The sequence below is a fragment of the Xanthomonas sp. BRIP62418 genome, assembly GCF_003993495.1.
Classification (GTDB): Bacteria; Pseudomonadota; Gammaproteobacteria; order Xanthomonadales; family Xanthomonadaceae; genus Xanthomonas; species Xanthomonas euroxanthea.
Genome location: NZ_QEZG01000027.1, coordinates 42,925 through 60,982, shown reverse-complemented (window position 1 = coordinate 60,982; position 18,058 = coordinate 42,925). Strand labels below are relative to the sequence as shown.

14 protein-coding genes are annotated in these 18,058 nt (G+C 66.7%); 6 read left to right on the top strand and 8 right to left on the bottom strand.

The window, feature by feature from the left end; translation table 11 throughout:
• Positions 1 to 24: 24 nt before the first annotated feature.
• Together EO174_RS04570 and EO174_RS04565 are read right to left on the bottom strand one after the other, a co-directional pair.
• On the bottom strand, positions 25 to 2,310 hold the full coding sequence (locus tag EO174_RS04570; RefSeq protein WP_126942600.1) for a transferrin receptor-like dimerization domain-containing protein: 2,286 nt from the start codon (positions 2,308 to 2,310) through the stop codon (positions 25 to 27).
• A gap of 104 nt (positions 2,311 to 2,414) precedes the next feature.
• On the bottom strand, positions 2,415 to 5,036 hold the full coding sequence (locus tag EO174_RS04565) for a TonB-dependent receptor (protein WP_126942724.1): 2,622 nt from the start codon (positions 5,034 to 5,036) through the stop codon (positions 2,415 to 2,417).
• A 287-nt stretch (positions 5,037 to 5,323) separates the two neighbouring features.
• Between EO174_RS04565 and queD the strand changes: the two genes are divergently transcribed.
• Both queD and EO174_RS04555 read left to right on the top strand, forming a co-directional pair.
• Complete coding sequence (gene queD, locus EO174_RS04560; protein WP_126942595.1) at positions 5,324 to 5,677, top strand: 6-carboxytetrahydropterin synthase QueD; 354 nt, start codon at positions 5,324 to 5,326, stop codon at positions 5,675 to 5,677.
• 193 nt (positions 5,678 to 5,870) lie between these two features.
• Complete coding sequence (locus tag EO174_RS04555; RefSeq protein ID WP_104583276.1) at positions 5,871 to 6,206, top strand: phasin family protein; 336 nt, start codon at positions 5,871 to 5,873, stop codon at positions 6,204 to 6,206.
• A gap of 312 nt (positions 6,207 to 6,518) precedes the next feature.
• Here the strand turns inward: EO174_RS04555 and bioD are convergent, their stop codons facing one another.
• On the bottom strand, positions 6,519 to 7,193 hold the full coding sequence (gene bioD / locus EO174_RS04550) for a dethiobiotin synthase (protein ID WP_126942592.1): 675 nt from the start codon (positions 7,191 to 7,193) through the stop codon (positions 6,519 to 6,521).
• A gap of 117 nt (positions 7,194 to 7,310) precedes the next feature.
• On the opposite strand from bioD, the gene EO174_RS04545 reads away from it, so the two are divergent.
• On the top strand, positions 7,311 to 7,793 hold the full coding sequence (locus EO174_RS04545) for a GAF domain-containing protein (protein ID WP_126942589.1): 483 nt from the start codon (positions 7,311 to 7,313) through the stop codon (positions 7,791 to 7,793).
• Positions 7,790 to 8,182, top strand: coding sequence for a TfoX/Sxy family protein (locus EO174_RS04540; protein WP_104583274.1), 393 nt, complete (start codon positions 7,790 to 7,792; stop codon positions 8,180 to 8,182). The genes EO174_RS04545 and EO174_RS04540 overlap by 4 nt, the downstream gene beginning before the upstream one ends.
• 118 nt (positions 8,183 to 8,300) lie before the next feature.
• On the opposite strand, the gene EO174_RS04535 is transcribed toward EO174_RS04540, so the two are convergent.
• The 4 genes from EO174_RS04535 to dinB all read right to left on the bottom strand — a co-directional run bounded on the left by EO174_RS04535 (position 8,301) and on the right by dinB (position 13,864).
• Positions 8,301 to 9,209, bottom strand: a complete 909-nt coding sequence (locus EO174_RS04535) for an alpha/beta hydrolase-fold protein (protein ID WP_126942721.1) — start codon at positions 9,207 to 9,209, stop codon at positions 8,301 to 8,303.
• Positions 9,210 to 9,306: 97 nt separating this feature from the next.
• Positions 9,307 to 11,550, bottom strand: a complete 2,244-nt coding sequence (locus EO174_RS04530; RefSeq protein ID WP_126942586.1) for a TonB-dependent siderophore receptor — start codon at positions 11,548 to 11,550, stop codon at positions 9,307 to 9,309.
• A gap of 371 nt (positions 11,551 to 11,921) precedes the next feature.
• Entirely contained in the window at positions 11,922 to 12,602 is a 681-nt protein-coding gene (locus EO174_RS04525; RefSeq protein ID WP_126942583.1) for a phosphoglycolate phosphatase, read from the bottom strand.
• Positions 12,603 to 12,784: 182 nt separating this feature from the next.
• Complete coding sequence (dinB, locus tag EO174_RS04520; protein WP_126942580.1) at positions 12,785 to 13,864, bottom strand: DNA polymerase IV; 1,080 nt, start codon at positions 13,862 to 13,864, stop codon at positions 12,785 to 12,787.
• Positions 13,865 to 14,205: 341 nt separating this feature from the next.
• Between dinB and fabA the strand changes: the two genes are divergently transcribed.
• Entirely contained in the window at positions 14,206 to 14,721 is a 516-nt protein-coding gene (gene fabA / locus EO174_RS04510; protein WP_104649437.1) for a 3-hydroxyacyl-[acyl-carrier-protein] dehydratase FabA, read from the top strand.
• Entirely contained in the window at positions 14,721 to 15,929 is a 1,209-nt protein-coding gene (fabB, locus tag EO174_RS04505) for a beta-ketoacyl-ACP synthase I (protein ID WP_104649373.1), read from the top strand. Before fabA ends, fabB begins: the two co-directional genes overlap by 1 nt.
• 97 nt (positions 15,930 to 16,026) lie before the next feature.
• Here the strand turns inward: fabB and EO174_RS04500 are convergent, their stop codons facing one another.
• On the bottom strand, positions 16,027 to 18,051 hold the full coding sequence (locus EO174_RS04500; RefSeq protein WP_126942574.1) for a M3 family metallopeptidase: 2,025 nt from the start codon (positions 18,049 to 18,051) through the stop codon (positions 16,027 to 16,029).
• Positions 18,052 to 18,058: the final 7 nt, after the last annotated feature.

The following is an 18,058-nucleotide window of genomic DNA, read 5'->3' as shown; positions in this document are numbered from 1 at the left end:
ACACCCGACGCAGTCCGTCACGTCCTAACCCTCGATCAACGCCGTATTGCGATCGATCGCCTCGCGATACCGATCCAGCACCACGGCGGTCTGCACGATGTAGGCGCTCAGATCCTCCCAGCGCCGGTCTTCCAGCGCTTCGCGGATGCCGGGCAGGGTCTTGACCTCGTAACCGGTGGCCAGGCCGGGGGCGTAGATCAGGTTGCGGTACCACGGCCGGCCCGGCAGACCGCCTTCGGCCAGCAGGGTCTGGTCGATGCGCTGCAGCGAGGCATTGAGCTTGCCGCGCGCGCGTGCATCCAACGCGCCGCCGCGCGATGCCAGTGCATCGTCATAGCGCTTGGCGCTGGCCTGCAGGCGGGCAATGGCCTGATCCAGTGCAGCGAAGTCGATCTGCGGCACCGCGGCTTTCGGCTCCGGTGCGCGTTGCGGCCGGTTCGGGTTGTCGACAGCCGCATAGGCGCCGGCCTGCAACAACTCGGCCTGGGTGCGTGCGGCAGTGCGGTCGCTGTCGGCCTGCTGCTTGAGTTCCTGCGCATAGCCGGCCACCGCATCGGCAAAGTCGCCGAAGCGCTGCGGCAACACCGGCGCGTTGGCCACGCGCAGCACCGTGCGGCCGACCGTCTGCGACAACAGCGGCAGATAGCTGAAATCCGGATCGATGTAGCGCGCGAAGTAATCGTAGGAGTCGTACAGCGAGTGATAGACACCGCTGCCGCCACCCTGCCCGCCATAGCCCAGATCCAGCGTGGTCAGCCCCAGATGCTGCAGGAACGGGCTGTAGTCGCTGCCGGAGCCCAGCGCCTTGAGTGGCACGTCGCCGCCGGCCGCGACCTGCCTGGCGATGTCCTTCTGCGCCGGCTTGGCGGTGGGCGCCAGCGCGTCGATACGGGCGCGGGCGCGTTGCCGTTCGAGCACGCTCACGCCGCTGTCGGGATCGCGCAGGTCCGCCGCCACGCCGTTGACCAGGCGCTGCAGCGCATGGCTGCCGCCGGCATTGAGAAAGCCGCGCCCGTTGCCGTCGGTGTTGACGTACAGCACCGCCTTGCGGCGCAGTTCGTCGGCGTGCTGCTCGGCCCATTCGGTGGAGCCGAGCAGGCCGGCCTCCTCGCCATCCCAACTGGCATAGACGAGCGTGCGCTTGGGGCGCTGCCCCTGCCTGGCCAGCTCGCCGATCGCCTTGGCTTCGGCCAGCAAGGCGGTGGTGCCCGAGAGTGGATCGGCCGCACCGAACACCCAGCCGTCGCGGTGATTGCCGCGCACCACCCACTGGTCCGGATACTCGCTGCCACGCAGGGTGGCGATGACGTTGTAGATGGTCTTGCTGCCCCAGTCCGCATCCACCTTGAGATGCACGCGCGCGGTGTCGTCGCCGCCGATGCGGTAGGTGATCGGCAGCGCGCCGCGCCAGTCCTCCGGCGCCACCGGCCCGCCCAGCGCGGCCAGCAAGGGCTGCGCGTCGCCCCAGCTGATCGGCAGGGTCGGGATCTTCAACACGCTGCCGGCCTGGTCGACCTTCAGGCGTTTGGCGCCCTTGCTGGCGCCGATGCCCGGAGTGAGCGGATCGCCGGGATAGATGGCGAAATTGGCGACCGAGCCGCGTTGCACGCTCCACTGATTGCGCGCCGGGCCATCCGGATAGGCCCGATCCTGGAAATACCCGTCGTCGCGCGGATCGGAATAGATGATCGCGCCGATCGCGCCATGCTCCTGCGCCAGCCGCGGCTTGAGCCCGCGCCAGCCCTTGCCGTAGCGGGCAATGACGATCTTGCCGCGCACGTCCACGCCGTTGCGCGCCAGCGCTTCGTAGTCTTCGGCGATGCCGTAATTGACGTAGACCAGATCGCCGGTGACATCGCCATTGCCGCCGTAGATGACGTAGGGCGGCAAGACGTTCTCGGTTTGAGTGGAGGTGCTGTCGCCTGGCAGCGGCGGCTCCTTCAGACGCGCGACATACGGTTTGGGACCGAGCAGTTCCAGCTGCGAGCTCCTGGGCGAGGGCCACAGCACCTGGAAGGTTTCGATGCGCGCGTCCCACCCGTAGCCGCGCAGGCGGTTTTGCAGATCGCGGGCGTTCTCCAGGTTGTGCGGCGCGCCAACGTGATTGGGCGCCGACGCCCATTGCTTCAACCAGCCACGATAATCGGCGTCCTTCAGGCCGCTATCGAAACGCGCTTCCAGCGCGCGCTGCGCCTGTGCGGCAGCGGCGTCGTAACCCGGCAGCGCAACGGGTTGGGCCGCAGGTTGGGCGGCGAGGGAAGGTGCGACAAAGGCCAGGGCGAGCAGCCAGGCATGCTGCGAAGACGTCATCGGAGTTCCTTGAAGAGTGTCCGGGGGCGAACGGCGATTGGGTTAAGACAGCACGCTGGAGCACGCACCATCGCACGGGCGTGCATGGGCCATGCGTGTGCCGATCAGAATCGATAGTCCAGGCCCACGGTGAAGTAGCGCCCACGCAGGTCGTACTGGGTGAAGTCGTAAGGGGCGCGAATGCCCGGGAACGAGGCATCCACCGGCGGCTGCTTGTCGGCCAGGTTCTCGACCTTGGCATACAGGGTGAGCTTGTCGATCCCGGTGTACCCCAGATACAGGTCGAACTGGTTGTAGTCGCCCACGCGCGACTGCACCGCAGTGGCCGCGGCGCTGGCCTTCTGGTCGTAGCCGCCGGTGTAGTACCAGGTCAGTGCGGCGCTGACGGTGCCCAGGTTCCAGTCCAGCGTGGTGGTGGCCTTGTTGCGTGGCAGCGACGGGCCGAGATTGCTGCCGGCGTAATCCTGCAACGGGCCACCGACCACGGTGGGGCGACGGTAATCGCGCACGTGGGTATAGGCGGTGTTGAGGCCGAAGTTGCCAGCTGCTTCGGTGCGCCAGCGCTGGCGCAGTTCCACATCGATCCCCGAGGTCGTCAGTTCGCTGAGGTTCTGGTAGCGGTTGTACACCGCCACCAGCGTGCCGCGCGCGTCGCGGATGACGTCGGCCGGGTCGTTGTTCTGTACGATGGTGGCGTTGTTGCCGGTGCCGACCAGATTCTCCAGCTCGATCTTGTACCAGTCCACGCTCAGGCTGGTGTCGGCCCACGGCGACAACACCACGCCGACGTTGTAGCTGCGCGTGCGCTCGGGTTCGAGCGCGGTGTTGCCGACGGTGAAGAAGGTCGGGTTCTGGCGCGAGCCCGGCACGTCCGGATCGAACGGGTCGACCACCGAGCCGTAGGAAATATTGGTGCTGGCCGCATTCTCCGACAACGATGGTGCGCGAAATCCGCGCGAGGCGGCCGCGCGCACCAGCACGGCGTCCAGCGGTTGCCAGCGCAGGCTGGCCTTGGGCGAAAACGCCTCGCCAAAATCGCTGTAATGATCACCGCGCCCGGCAAGCTGCAGTTCCAGCGACTGCAGCAGCGGCAGGTTGACCTCGGCATACAGCGCCGACACCCTGCGCTCGCCATCCACCGCGGCGATTGCGGGACGGATCTGCAGGCCTTGGTCGATCTGCCAGGGATTACGCGAGACCAGCTCCTCCTGCCGCCACTCGGCGCCGGCGGCGAATCCGACGCTGCCGGCCGGCAGCTCGAACAGGTTGCCGGACACCTTGGCATCGACGCCGCGCAGCGTCGATTGCGCCGGGCGCAAGGTGCTGAGGTTGATGCCGTCGATCACCGACTGCGGCGTGGCCGACGGGTCGAGCAGGTTGTAGCTGCCGTCGGCCAGCGCCTGCGCCAGGGTGAAGCGATTGGCGAAACCGCCGGAGACGGTCTCATGCTCGGTGCTGCGCGCGGCGAATGCTGCCGCCTCCCAGTCCCAGCGCTCGGTCTTGCCGCGCACGCCGCCGAGAAAGCGGTAGGACTGCGAGCGATTGGTTTTGACCGTCTGGCCCAGGTCGAAGAAGGTGTATTCGATCGGCACTGCGGTGCCGTACGGGTTGTAAGGGCTGGAGGCCGGCAGCAGGTTGGAGACCGGCTCGGCCAGCCCGCTGGTGGCGTTCAACGCAAAGCGGCCGCCCTCCAGGGTGAAGTACGGGCTGGAGCCGAAGATCGACACGCCCTTGACCTCGCTGTAGAGCGCCTCGCCGAAGGCTTCGACGGTGTCGCTGAGGCGGAAGGTGGCGTTGGTGTAGGCCTGATAGCGCTTGGTCGAGGGGATCAGCGTCGTGAACGGGGCCTGGTTGAAGCCGCAGGTGTCGCCGGCCAGGCCGTCGATCGGTGCGCTGGCGGTGAGCACCGTCCCGGCGGGGCAGTTGCCTTGCGCATCCAGCATCGGCACCGAGCGGCCACCGACCAGGTAACGCGCGCCCTTGGCCGACCAGCCGTTCCAGCGCCCGCCGGGCAGGTCGGTGTAGATGCCCGAGCGGGTCAGCGCGCGCTGGTCCTGATCCAGCCGGTCGCGGTTGTAGCCGTCGAAACTGAAAAGGATGTTGTAGCCGTCGCGGTCAAGATCGCCGATGCCGCCGATGAACTTGGCACGCTGGGTGTCCATGCCGCCCTGATCGGAGGCACCGCCACTCAAGCCCAGCTCGGCACCCTGGAAATCCTGCCGGGTGATGATGTTGACCACGCCGGCCACCGCATCGGAGCCGTATACGGCGGAGGCGCCGTCCTTGAGCACCTCGATGCGTTCCACCGCCACCAGCGGCAGCGCATTGAGGTTGACGAAGGTGTCGCCCAGGCCATTGGCAGGAAAGCCGTAGTTGGCCAGGCGGCGTCCGTTGAGCAGCACCAGCGTGTTCTTCTGCGACAGCCCGCGCAGGCCGATGCCCGCCGAGCCGGAGGCCCACCCGTTGTTGGTGGTTTCGTTGGTGGCGTTGCCGGTGTTGGCCGAGATCGCGCGCAGCGCGTCGGCGACGGTGACCTTGCCGGACTGCTCCAGCTGCTGGCGGTCGATCACCTGCACCGGGTTCGGGCCTTCGCTATCGGTGCGCTTGATGTTGGAGCCGGTGACGCTGACGGTGGCCAGGGTCTTGCCCGCGCCAGGTGTCGCGTCATCGGCATGGGCGAGGGGAATCAGCGCGGACAGAACGGCAGCGGACAGCAGATAAGGCATCGGGCGCTTCACGCACGGCCTCCATGAATGGGGGTGTTGCAGTGGGCCACGCGCAATCGATTAACAAAAATTACAGATCTGCATAGAGATATGACGCGCGGTGACACACGCCGGCGGTCCGAAACGGTAGGCGCGCCGGACCGCATGTGAGCGCATGGATCGGGCGTGGCGCTCAGGCGTGACGCGGCCAACGCCTGCTCTGGTTCACGCAAGGTCGATGCACCGTGGCGCTGTGTCGCCGCGACCGGAGCAGCCCGGCAGGCACCAGCGCACTTACAATGGCGCGCATGGATATCTTCAAAGTCTTCACGCTCGAGGCCGCGCATCGGCTTCCCAATGTGCCGCCCGGCCACAAGTGCGCCCGTTTGCACGGGCATTCGTTCCGGGTCGAGCTGCATGTCAGCGGCGAACCCGGTGCCGAGACCGGCTGGATCATGGATTTCGGCGACATCAAGGCCGCCTTCCAACCGATCTACGACCGCCTGGACCACAATTACCTCAACGACATCGAGGGGCTGGAAAACCCGACCAGCGAGCGGCTGGCGATCTGGATCTGGAACCAGCTCAAGCCGGCGCTGCCGCAGTTGAGCGAGATCGTGGTGCACGAAACCTGCACCTCCGGCTGCCGCTATCGCGGCTGATCACGTAGCGCAGTCTGTGACCCAAGGCCGCCTCCCCAGGCGGCCTTGCCATTTCTGCGGCACGGATAATTGATTGATTCCCCGCCATTTTCCAGGCGGTTTCGGAAATTTTCAGCAAACGTGTTGCATCGCAGCAATATCCGCGTATGCTGCAACGCAACAAACGGTCACGGCTTTCCCCGAGGGGTTCGCAATGTCGGCGCAGTTCGAAAACAGCTTCACCAGTCAGTTCGCCTCTGTCGCAGCACGTGCCAACCAGTTGGCATTGGACACGCTGGAGCAGAACGTCAACGCAACCACCACGTTTTTCGGTGAGTTTGCGCAGGCACGCGACCTGGGTGCCTACCAGACGCTCTGGCCAAAAGGCCTGCAGCTGGCCCGCGACAACCTGGAACGCCTGGCTTCGGCCAATCAGGAAGTGGTCGGGATGGGATTGAAGATGTCCAGCGAGCTTGGACAGTTTGCAAAGCAGCAGTTCGACACCGGCAGCGAACAGGCCGGCGCAACAGGCAAGAACCGGCGCAGGTAACGGCCGCCAACATTCAGCGTCTTTGCATGGGTCCCTCCCCCCATGCAATCCGGCCCGACAGATCCCTCCCTCTGTCGGGCTTTTTTATTGTTTTCTGTGCGGGCGTCTTCGATCCAGCACCGGCATGCGGGCTGCTGCAGTGAGCGTACGGAGCCGGGGGCACGGGAACGACGGCGCACCGCCCATTTGCCGGAAGTGCAGGCGCGGCGAGGTGAAGCACGGCCCTGATCTCTACGGCGACGCGCGCGGGCCGCAGCCCGGGCAGATGAAGAACCTGTCCGCAGCAGCAGAACACGCAATGAACCCCTCTAACTAGGCTGGCAGCTGCAGCCCTTGCGCCTGGCGGGCGGCGTCGGCACCGGGTGCCCAGCGGATCCGGCCCCAGCACGGCATCGCCAGGCGCTGGTGCAGCATGCCGATGTTCTCCTCGATGCGCTCCATCTGCGGGTCGATCTCGTTGGCGATCCAGCCGATGCAGTCCAGCCCGTCGGCGGCGATCGCCGCAGCGGTCAGGCGCGCGTGATTGATGCAGCCCAGCCGGATGCCGACCACCAGCACCACGGGCAGCGTGAGCGCGCACACCAGGTCGGCCTGGTCCAGGTCGGCGCTCAACGGCGCAGCCCAGCCGCCGACACCTTCCACCACCACCACCTCGGCCTGCGCGCGCAGTTGCGCGAAGGCCTGGGCGATCGGCTCCAGCGCCAGGGTCACACCGACATCGGCGGCAGCCAGTTCCGGTGCCAGCGGTGCCGGCAAGGCATAGGGATTGAGGGTGGCGTAGTCGGGTTGCGGGGCACTGGCGGCCTGCAGCGCCAGCGCGTCCTCGTTGCGCCAGCCCTGCGGCGTGTTCTCGCAACCGCTGGCCACCGGCTTCATGCCCACCGCCGTGCGGCCCTGCGCGCGCAGTGCGTGCAGCAGCGCGGTGCTGGCCATGGTCTTGCCGATGCCGGTGTCGGTGCCGGTGACATACAACGCCGGAAGCTGCATGCGTGTGTTCCTGCGGCCGCGCCGCGGTTGCCGTGGGGGCGCGCAGCATAGCGTGCGGATCCGAACGCGCGGCTGAGTCGCAATGCCGCTGCGGACGGCCGCTGCTAAACTTCGGCCATGTTCGCCACCTCTTCGCTGACCGGCAGCAAGCCGGAACAATACGCCCAGCTCACCGCCCAGGCCCAGGCACTGGTGCACGGCGAGCCGGATCGGATCGCCAATGCCGCCAACCTGGCTGCGCTGATCTTCAATTCGCTACCGTCGCTCAACTGGGCCGGCTTCTATTTCTACGACGGCCGCGAGCTGGTGGTGGGGCCGTTCCAGGGCTTGCCGGCCTGCGTGCGCATTCCGCTGGACAAGGGCGTGTGCGGCGCGGCCGCCAGCACCCGGCAGAGTCAGCGTATTGCCGACGTGGATGCCTTCCCCGGGCATATCGCCTGCGATTCGGCCTCGCGCTCGGAGCTGGTGATCCCGCTGGTCAAGGGCAATGCGCTGATCGGCGTGCTGGATCTGGACAGCCCGGAGCTGGATCGCTTCGACGCCGACGATCAGCGCGGCCTGGAAGCCATCGCGCAGGTCTTTGTCGGCGCGCTGACGTGACCACCGAACGGCTGCGCAACATCGGCCCGAAAAGTGCAGCGTGGCTGCGCCAGGTCGGCCTGCGCACGCAGCAGGATCTGCAGGCGGTAGGCGCGGTGGGCGCATTCGTCAAGGTGCGCCGCGCAGGCTTCAAGCCCAGCCTCAACCTGCTGTATTCGCTGGAAGGCGCGTTGACCGACTGCCATTGGCAGGACGTGCCGGAAGCGCGCCGGCATGCCTTGCTGGCCGAATACGAAGCGGCGAGCGCGCTGTTGCCGGTGCGCGGCCGCGCGGTCGCCGGACCGGTGGAAACCGTGCACTACGCACGTGCCGATAACGACGACACACATGGCGACCTGATCGAGGCTGCCGACGACGCTGCGGACCTGGGCCAGACGCACGACGACTGAGCGCCTGTGCCGGGTGGCCGCCGCCGCATGCGTGCGTCGCCAGCGCTGCGATCGGCGAGAGCGCACCTGTTGATGCCCAGCGCGGCGTCGCTTCGATCGCCTGCTTGATGGAGTGTCGTCAACGCGCCGCTGCATCGCGCAACGTCGGTGCCAGCGATGCACCCAGCGTCTGGCCATGGCTGAGGCCGGGCAGCGGTCGGTACTCGGCGGTGAGGCCCGGTAACGCCGACAGCAGCGCTACGAGGTGTTGTGCGGCACGTGGATCTGCACGCGGCCGCCCCGGACGATCCGGTCTTGCAGGGTTCGCCGGTGCTCCGCCCTCGCCTGCCAGCAGCGTCAGACGGCGCCTGGCTTGCTGTGTGTCTGCCGAAGCGTCCCGGGCTTGCTCGACCACTCGCTGCGCCTGCTGCACGACAAACCCATCGCCCCACCACAGCGACGGATCGACCGCGACGTAGTGCTGGAACAGCTGCGGCTGCGTCAGCACTACCTGCAGCACGAACAGCCCGCCATACGAATGGCCCCAGAGCGTCTGCCGCTGACGATCCACCGCCACGCGCGCTTCCACCTGCGGGCGAATACGTGTTGCGATCAGCTGCGTGAATGCCGCCGCACCGCCGGTCCTGCGCTGCGGATTCAGCGGATCGGTTTCCACCCGCCCGTCGCCGTAGCGCGCAGGCGTGTAGTCCAGGCTGCGCCCCAGCGCATCGATGCGCAACGCGCTGTCGTCGGCGATGAACACCAGCACCGGCGCATCGCCGTGGGTGGACAGGCTGTCGAGCAGGCGCTCATCCAGTTCCATCAATGCCGCATTGCCATCCAGCAGATACACCACCGGATATCCCGCCGCCGGCGGCGCCGCTTTGGGGGTGGCAATGCGCACGCGGTAATGGCGTTGGCCATCGGCCGAATCCAGGAGCAATGCGCTGAAGACATACGAGGCACTGGGGCGATCGGCGACAGTGCTGCCGATCGTGCGGCTCAGGTCCGGCTGTGAGAAAGCCGGCACCGTGCCGACGATCCACATCAGCACGCCGGCACAGGCAAGCCACCAGGAATCATGTCGCGTCACTGCATGCTCTCCTCGTCGTGTGCCCACGTTCGCGCGCGCTGCCGCATTGCTGTCAGAAACCGAAACTCAGGCTCGCCCAATATGCGCGCCCCGGTTCGTTGTAGGTGGCCGCCCCCGCCGCGCCGCCGGTGTTGTTGGTGCCTTCGCGGAACAGACGGGTGTCGAACAGGTTGTCCACACCGACGCCCACGCTGACCTTGCGGGTGATCCGGTAACGCGCGCTGACGCCCCACAGGTCGTAGGGGTCGCGCGAGTCGGGGGCGATGGCACCGCCGCTGGTGCTCGATTGCGTGGCCGACTCCTGCTTGCCGTAGAAGGTGCCGGTGAGTAGCAACGACAAGGCCTGGGTCGGTTGCCAATCCAGCGTGGTGTTGACCGTGTATTCCGGGATCACCGACAGCGGCTGATCGGTCGCGGTGTTCTTGTTCTCGATCATGTAGGTGACATTGGTGTTCCACTTCAGCTCGCGGCCCTGCTCTCCCAGCAGCGGCAACGTGAGATTGCCTTCCACCCCCTGCACGATCGCTTCCGATGCGTTGGTCCACTGGAACACCTGCCCGCGCCGGTCGACCGTAACCCCGACAGGCACCATCCCGGCGACGATCTTGTCGTCGTAGGCATTGTGGAAGTACGTCAGCGAGGCATGGTGACCGGTCTGCGGCGCCCACTCGACGCCGATTTCCTTGTTGATGCTGGTCTCCGGATCGAGATCGTCGTTGCCCTGGATATAGCAGCCCGAGCCGAGATTGGGGAACAGCACCGGGCAGCCATTGCCGCGCGTGTAATACAGATAATTGGCGTTGGACTGGTACAGGTTGGGCGCCTTGAAGGCGCGCGCGATGCCGCCCTTGAGCAACCAGTCTTCGCTGAGCTTGTACTGCACGTTGAGGCTGGGGCTGAGGTTGTTGCCGAACTGGCTGTGGTGATCCAGCCGCACACCCGGCGTCAGCGTCAGCCGCTCGCTCACGTAGATGTTGTCTTCCAGATATACCGCGCTGAGCGTGGCCTCGCTGCGCGGGCTGCGCGTCCCGTTGGGAAGGCCGGGGAAACCACCACCGGCACTCACCGTCTGCGACATCGAATACGCATCGCTGAGGCGGCTCTGGCGGCGCTCGAAGCCCAGCGTCAGCACCTGCTCGGCCCAGGCCTGCAGCGGCATGTTGAACTCGCCGTCGATGTTGAGATTGTCGAGGGTGGCGGTGGAGTTGAGCAGGCTGGCGGCAATGGAGCCTTCCGGCCCGCCGGCCAGGCCTTCGTTGAGGCGGGTATTGTCGGTGCCTTCATAGGCGGCCGTGAGGCGCGAGGTGCCGAGCGCCCAGGTGCCGCGATGGGTCAGCGAGGCGGTGCGGCGGATCATGGTGTTGGTTTCGCTGCCGAACAAGGCGCCCAGGTCGGCACCGGCTAGGCCATCGGCGCTGACCGCACGATCGCCGGCATACAGATTGCCCTGGCGACTGACGCCGGCATCGAGTTCGATCACCTGGCCTTCGACCGGATCCCAGCGCAGCAGGCCGTTGATGTCCTTGTTGCGCACGCCCTCGCGCCCGGCCGGCGGCACCGCAGCGGCGCTGCTGGCAAAGCGGCGATTGAGCTCCAGCGAATCCGGATCGGTCTTGTTGAGGTTTCCATACAGGCGGAAGGAGAACGTATCGCTCAGCGGTCCGCTGAGCTGGAAGCCGGCACGCTGGCCGCCGCCTTCGGCACTGTGCTGCGGCACCAGGCCGAACATGCTCATCGAGCCGGTCAGATCGCCGGTGGGCTTCTTGGTGATGATGTTGACCACGCCGCCGGAGGCACCGGAGCCATAACGTGCCGCCGCCGGGCCGCGCAGCACTTCGATACGCTCCACCGCTTCGGCCGGTACCCAGTTGGTGTCGCCGCGCGTATTGCGCTCGCCGCTGCGGCCCATGCGCACCGCATCGCGCGACCCCACCGGTTTGCCATCGACCAGAATCAGCGTGTTTTCCGGGCCCATGCCGCGCAGGTCGATCTGGCGATTGTTGCCGTACTGGCCGGAGGCACTGTTGCCGGTGAGGTTGACGCCCGGCATGGTGCGCAGCAACTGCGACAGATCGTTGACCGGCGGACGCCGTTCGATGTCCTCGGCGGTGATGACCGATGACCCCAGGGCCTGGCGGGCGATCTGCGCGGCGGTGACGTGCACGGTGTCCAGCGACTGCGGCTCGGCCGCGGCGTCTTCGGCCGATGCGCTGCAGATGCCGCTGCCACAGCCAAGCGCAATGGCCAGCACCAGCTGACGGTGGGACAACACGGGACGACGTGCAGACGCAGACATCCATGACCGGCGTGATGCGGACATTCTCAAACCTCTCGACAGGCGATGGACCTCTGGCGACGGCTTGAGGTGATACGTGGGGGGAAGCTGCGTGCAGCAGGCGCATGATGTGCTTGCCAGGCGCTGACGCAGTCAAAATTGTCCGGACATTCTACACGGATGCGATTCATTCTCAAATGGAACGAACGCGCTATCGGAGCGGCATGCGGCACTGGCGGAACCAGAGCAGCGCTTTGTCGCAAGGCGTTGCGCACCATTGCAGACAGGTGCGCATGCCAGCTGGCTTACGCTGCCGGTTTCATGCCTGCGACGTTGATCCAGGGCGGCAAGCCGTGCCTGGCATTGCTGCTGCAAGCCATGCTGGACGCTGCCTACACCCGGTGCCGATCCCCTTGCGCGTTCTGCTTCAAGGCAAGCAGCTCGCGCATGTCATCCATGATCGCCACCGCCCCGGCGCTGTGCACATCGAAGCCGCGCAGATAGCCGTAACGCACCATCGCCAGCGGCATCCCCGCAGCGTTTGCCGCCGCCGCATCGGTGGCCGAATCGCCGACCATCAGGCACTGCTGCGGGGTGAGCCGGAACTGGCTGGCCAGGTGCAGCAGCGGCGCCGCATCGGGTTTGCGCTGCGGCAGCGAATCGCCACCGAGCACGCTGCTGAAATGCGCAGCGATGCCAAGATGCTCCAGCAGCGGCGCGATGAAGCGCGCGGGCTTGTTGGTGCACAACGCCAGCGTGGCACCGGCCTGGCGCAGGCCAACCAATGCCTCGGCAACACCGGGATACAGCTGCGGGTTGTGCAGCAGGCTGGCCTGGTAGTGACGCATCATCACCGGCATCTCGGTATCGGCATCGTGCGTGCCGCCGGCTTCGCGCAAGGCGGTGGCGAGCAGCACGTGCACTCCTTCACCGATCCAGCTGCGGATCGTCGCCTCGCTGAACTGCTGCAGCCCGAGTTCCTGCAAGGTGGCATTGAGCGCTTCGGCGATATTGGGTGCGCTGTCCACCAGCGTGCCATCCAGGTCGAAGATCACCAGCGGATACGGAAACATGCGCACAGTCTCGTTGGGGGAGCGGCCTGCAGTGTACGAGCGACGGGATTCAGGGCGCGTCACCGTGGCGCGCCTCAGATGTTCGATGCAGGCGCCGATGCAGGTGCGCATGCGCGCGTGGCTGCCGTTATCGCTGCACGCTGCACGCCACGCCCGCAGCAACGTGGGTACGGCACGCGCACTCACTGTGCCTGCGGCATCTCGCCGAACAACTCGCCTTGTACCGCGCCCGCTTCCGCGTCGCTGAAACCGCTCAAGCCCACACCGACCAGGCGATAGCGCGTGTCGTCGGGCAACTCCACGCGCCGGGTCAGCGCCAGCGCGATCTCCGCCAATGCCTCCAGCGAGGCCGGTGGCTGATCCGGCGTGTAGGAACGGGTCAGGATGCGAAAGTTGGAGGTCTTCAACTTGAGCACCACGGTGCGCCCGATACGCTCGGTGCGCCGCGTGGCCAGCCAGGTCTTCTCGGCCAGGCGCAGGATGTGCGGATCCAGTGCCTCCAGCGCGATGTCCTCGCTGAAGGTATCCTCCGAGGACACCGACTGCACCTCCTGATCCGGCTCGACCGGGCGCTCGTCGATGCCGCGCGCGCGCCGGTACAGGCTCTGCCCGAAGCTGCCGAAATGGGCCTGCAGTTCTTCCAGGGGACGCAGCCGCAGATCGGCCACGGTGACGATCCCCAACGCCGCCAGCTTGCCATCCATCACCTTGCCCACGCCGGGAATGCGGTTGACCGGCAGCAGCAGCAGGAACGCATCCACGCGACTGGGCGCGATGACGAACTGCCCATCGGGCTTGCGCCAGTCCGAGGCGATCTTGGCCAGGAACTTGTTCGGTGCGATGCCGGCCGATGCAGTGAGCCGGGTTTCCTCGCGGATCTGGGTGCGGATCAGCTGCGCGATTTCGGTGGCCAGCTGCATGCCGGTCTTGGCCTGCGTGACGTCCAGATAGGCCTCGTCCAGGGACAGCGGCTCGACCAGATCGGTATGGCGATGAAAGATCTCGCGCACCTGCCGCGACACCGCCTTGTAGCGCGCGAAATCCGGCGGCACGAACACCGCATCCGGACACAGGCGTTCGGCACGCAGCGCCGGCATGGCCGAACGAATGCCATAGGTGCGCGCTTCGTACGAGGCCGCGCACACCACCGAGCGCGCACCGCGCCAGGCCACCACCACCGGCTTGCCGCGCAGCGATGGGTCGTCACGTTGCTCCACGGACGCGTAGAACGCATCCATGTCCACGTGCACGATCTTGCGCATCAAGCTGGCATCTCTCCGAAAGCGTACCGGCAATGATAAATCAGCCGCGTCTCACGCCTTGCGCCGGGTCAGGGCGTCAGCCCGGGCGCGAACGGACGCAAGCGTCGGCCGGACGCGTCGCTGCGTCTTTTTCCCAGCGTCCTGCCCCGAGTACGCACGCCTGACCGCGCTTGGCCGAAGGCCGTCGCCTGCGCTCGCTATTGTCGGCACAACGCGCTTGCCGCACTGCGCGCGCGGCTGAAAACAGCACGCATGCGTACGGATAAAACGTTTGATTGAACCGCGCGCCCTCATGCACCCTTGCCCGCCTCGCCTTTCGCTTCTTGCAGGAAACGTTCGTCATGACTCGTCAAAGTGCGTACTCGCGCGACCAGCTGCTGGCCAGCGCGCGCGGGGAATTGTTCGGGCCCGACAGTGCCCGCCTGCCCAACGATCCAATGCTGATGTTCGACCGCATCACCGAGATCAGCGACAGCGGCGGCGCGCACGGCAAGGGCGTGATCCGCGCCGAACTCGACGTGCGCCCGGACCTGTGGTTCTTCGGCTGCCATTTCATAGACGACCCGGTGATGCCCGGCTGCCTGGGCCTGGACGCGATGTGGCAGCTGACCGGCTTCTTCCTCACCTGGATCGGCGCCGCAGGCCGCGGCCGCGCGCTGGGCTGCGGCGAGGTCAAGTTCACCGGCCAGGTGTTGCCTAGCGCCAAACTGGTCAGTTACGAAATCGATGTCAGCCGCGTGATCAACCGCAAGCTGGTGATGGCGCAGAGCGATGCACGCATGTTGGTGGACGGGCGCGAAATCTACACGGCCAACGACTTGCGCGTGGGCATGTTCACCTCAACGGAGAATTTCTGATGCGTCGTGTCGTCGTCACCGGAATGGGCATCACGTCCTGTCTGGGCAATGATCTGGACACCGTCTCCAGCGCCTTGCGCGAGAGCCGCTCGGGCATCACCGCATTGCCCGATCATGCCGAGGCCGGCCTGCGCAGCCAGGTGGGCGGCGCGGTGGCGCTGGATCTGGACAGCCTGATCGACCGCAAGCTCAAACGCTTCATGGGCGATGCCTCGGCCTACGCCTATCTGGCCATGCGCGATGCGATCGCCGATGCCGGACTGGATGCCGAGCAGGTCAGCGATCTGCGCACCGGCCTGATTGCCGGCTCCGGTGGCGGGTCCAGCCAGTGGCAGGTGGAAACCGCCGATCTGCTGCGCAACCGCGGCGTGCGCAAGGTCGGCCCTTACATGGTGCCGCGCACGATGTGCTCGTCGGTCTCCGCCTCGTTGGCAACCGCGTTCAAGATCCGCGGCCTGAGCTATTCGCTGTCGGCGGCCTGCGCGACCTCGGCGCATTGCATTGGTGCGGCCGCCGATCTGATCCGGCATGGCGCGCAGGATGTGATGTTCGCCGGCGGCGGCGAAGAGCTGCACTGGACCATGAGCGTGATGTTCGATGCGATGGGCGCGTTGTCCACCGGCTTCAACGACCGCCCGGCGGTGGCCTCGCGCCCCTACGATGCGCAGCGCGATGGCTTCGTCATCGGCAGCGGCGGTGGCATGCTGGTGCTGGAGGACTACGACCACGCCATCGCGCGCGGCGCGCACATCCATGCCGAATTGCTCGGTTATGGCGTGACCTCCGATGGCGCCGACATGGTCGCGCCCAGCGGCGAAGGTGCGGTGCGCTGCATGCACATGGCCATGCACGGCCTGACGCAGCCGATCGACTACCTCAACACCCATGGCACCTCCACGCCACTGGGCGATGTCACCGAACTGGGCGCGGTGCGCGAGGTGTTCGGCGACAACGTGCCGCCGCTGTCCTCGACCAAGGCGCTGTCCGGCCATTCGCTGGGCGCCGCCAGCGTGCACGAGGCGATCTACAGCCTGCTGATGCTGCGTGACGGCTTCATGGCCGGCTCGGCGCATATCGATGAACTCGACCCGCGCGCCGAAGGCTTCCCGATCCTGCGGCAGACCCGGGACGCCACGTTGAACACGGTGATGTCCAACAGCTTCGGCTTCGGCGGCACCAACGCGGCGCTGGTGTTCGGCAGGGTGTGAGGCGCGGCGCAAGGCGCCGCGCGGAACCGGGATTTGGGGGGCGGTGTGCCGAGCGCGCGCGCTTGGCACTCCCCGCTCCCGATCCCCCAATCCCGGCTCAGCCGGCCATGCCGTTATGCCGCAACAGCGCATCGATGCTCGGCGCGCGCCCACGGAAGGCGCGGAAGTTGTCGGCCGCGCTGCGGCTGCCGCCACGCGACAACACTTCATGGCGAAAACGCGCGCCGGTGTCGGCCACCTGCTCGGGCGCTTCCTCGAAGGCGGCGTAGGCATCGGCGCTGAGCACTTCGGCCCACTTGTAGCTGTAGTAACCGGCCGCGTATCCGCCAGCGAAGATGTGGCTGAACTGGTGCGGGAAGCGATTCCATGCCGGCGGGCGGTTGACCGCCACCTCGTCGCGCACGCGCTCGATCAGCTGCAGCACGTTGTCCTGGGTCGGGTCGAAGCTGCTGTGCAGCTGCATGTCGAACAACGCAAATTCCAACTGGCGCACGGTGAACATGCCGCTCTGGAAATTACGCGCAGCCAGCAGCCGATCGAACAGGTTGCGCGGCAGCGGCTCGCCGGTCTGCACGTGCGCGGTCATCGCCTGGACGCGCTCCCATTCCCAGCAGAAGTTCTCCATGAACTGGCTGGGCAGTTCCACCGCATCCCATTCCACGCCGTTGATGCCGGCCACGCCCAGTTCGCCGATGCGCGTGAGCAACTGATGCAGGCCGTGGCCCATTTCATGGAAGAGCGTGGTGACTTCGCCATGCCGGAACGTGGCCGGGGCATCGCCACTGCCGCGGCCGAAGTTGCACACCAGATACACCAGCGGCGTCTGCACGCCATTGGCGGTGTCGCGGCGGTTGCGGCAATCGTCCATCCACGCGCCGCCCCGCTTGCCTTCGCGCGCGTACAGGTCCAGATAGAACTGGCCGACCAGCGCGCCCTGCGCATCTTCCAGGCGATAGAAGCGCACGTCCTCATGCCAGACCGGCGCACGATCGAGCTTGACGGTCAGGCCATACAGGCTGTGGATCACATCGAACAGGCCGGCCAGCACCTTCGGCTCGGTGAAGTACTGCTTCACCTCCTGCTCGGAGAAGCTGTAGCGCGCCTGCTTGAGTTTTTCGCTGGCGTAGGCCAGATCCCAGGCCTGCAGTTCGTCCAGGCCCAGCGCATCGCGTGCGAAGGCTTCGAGTTCGGCGCGATCGCGTTGCGCATACGGCTTGGCGCGCACCGCCAGATCGCGCAGGAAGCCCATCACTTCGTCCGGGCTTTGCGCCATCTTGGTGGCGACCGAATACTCCGCGTAACTGGCAAACCCGAGCAGCTGCGCCAGCTCGGCGCGCAGGGCCAGAATACGATCGATAGTGGCGCTGTTGTCCAGCGCCGCATCGCCGAACTCGGAGGCGCGCTCGGCGTTGGCGCGATACAGCCGCGCGCGCAGTTCGCGATTGTCCGCATCGGTCTGCACCGGCAGGTAGCACGGCATCTGCAAGGTGAGCTTCCAGCCCGGCACGCCGTCCTTTTCGGCAGCGGCGCGTGCCGCGGCGACCACTTCGGCCGGCAGGCCGGACAGCTCGCTTTCGTATTCGCTCACGTACGACCATGCATCGGTGGCATCGAGCACGTTCTGCGAAAACTTGGCGGCCAGCGCGGACAGTTCTTCCTGGACCTGCGCAAACCGGGCCTTGGACGCGTCATCCAGCTCGGCACCGCCGAGGCGGAAATCGCGCAGCGCGTTTTCCAGCACCTTGCGCCGCGCGGCGTCGTAGTGCGCCGCCTCCGGCGCGTCGGCCAGCGCCTTGTACTGCGCGTACAGCGCCAGGTTCTGCGCCAGCGCACTGCCGAAGCGGCTGAGCTTGGGCAGGTTGCTGTTGTAGGCCTCGCGCAGCTCCGGCGTGTTGACCACCGCCTGCAGATGGCCGACCTGGCCCCAGGCGCGCCACAGCCGCTCGGTGGCATCGTCCAGCGGCACCACGAAGCTGTCCCAGCTGACCGGGCTGACCTGCTCGGCCGCTTTCACTGCGGCCTCGGCGTCGGCCAGCAGTTGATCGATCGCCGGGCCCACGTGCTCGGGGCGGATCGCATCGAAGGACGGCAGTCCGGACAGGTCGAGCAGCGGGTTGGTCATGGGGCGC

Excerpts from the sequence above, each read along its gene's own strand:
- EO174_RS04570 (WP_126942600.1), bottom strand. The coding sequence starts at position 2,310 with ATGACGTCTTCGCAGCATGCCTGGCTGCTCGCCCTGGCCTTTGTCGCA.
- EO174_RS04565 (WP_126942724.1), bottom strand. The coding sequence starts at position 5,036 with ATGCCTTATCTGCTGTCCGCTGCCGTTCTGTCCGCGCTGATTCCCCTC.
- queD (WP_126942595.1), top strand. The coding sequence starts at position 5,324 with ATGGATATCTTCAAAGTCTTCACGCTCGAGGCCGCGCATCGGCTTCCC.
- EO174_RS04555 (WP_104583276.1), top strand. The coding sequence starts at position 5,871 with ATGTCGGCGCAGTTCGAAAACAGCTTCACCAGTCAGTTCGCCTCTGTC.
- bioD (WP_126942592.1), bottom strand. The coding sequence starts at position 7,193 with ATGCAGCTTCCGGCGTTGTATGTCACCGGCACCGACACCGGCATCGGC.
- EO174_RS04545 (WP_126942589.1), top strand. The coding sequence starts at position 7,311 with ATGTTCGCCACCTCTTCGCTGACCGGCAGCAAGCCGGAACAATACGCC.
- EO174_RS04535 (WP_126942721.1), bottom strand. The coding sequence starts at position 9,209 with ATGTGGATCGTCGGCACGGTGCCGGCTTTCTCACAGCCGGACCTGAGC.
- EO174_RS04530 (WP_126942586.1), bottom strand. The coding sequence starts at position 11,550 with ATGTCTGCGTCTGCACGTCGTCCCGTGTTGTCCCACCGTCAGCTGGTG.
- EO174_RS04525 (WP_126942583.1), bottom strand. The coding sequence starts at position 12,602 with ATGTTTCCGTATCCGCTGGTGATCTTCGACCTGGATGGCACGCTGGTG.
- dinB (WP_126942580.1), bottom strand. The coding sequence starts at position 13,864 with ATGCGCAAGATCGTGCACGTGGACATGGATGCGTTCTACGCGTCCGTG.
- fabA (WP_104649437.1), top strand. The coding sequence starts at position 14,206 with ATGACTCGTCAAAGTGCGTACTCGCGCGACCAGCTGCTGGCCAGCGCG.
- fabB (WP_104649373.1), top strand. The coding sequence starts at position 14,721 with ATGCGTCGTGTCGTCGTCACCGGAATGGGCATCACGTCCTGTCTGGGC.
- EO174_RS04500 (WP_126942574.1), bottom strand. The coding sequence starts at position 18,051 with ATGACCAACCCGCTGCTCGACCTGTCCGGACTGCCGTCCTTCGATGCG.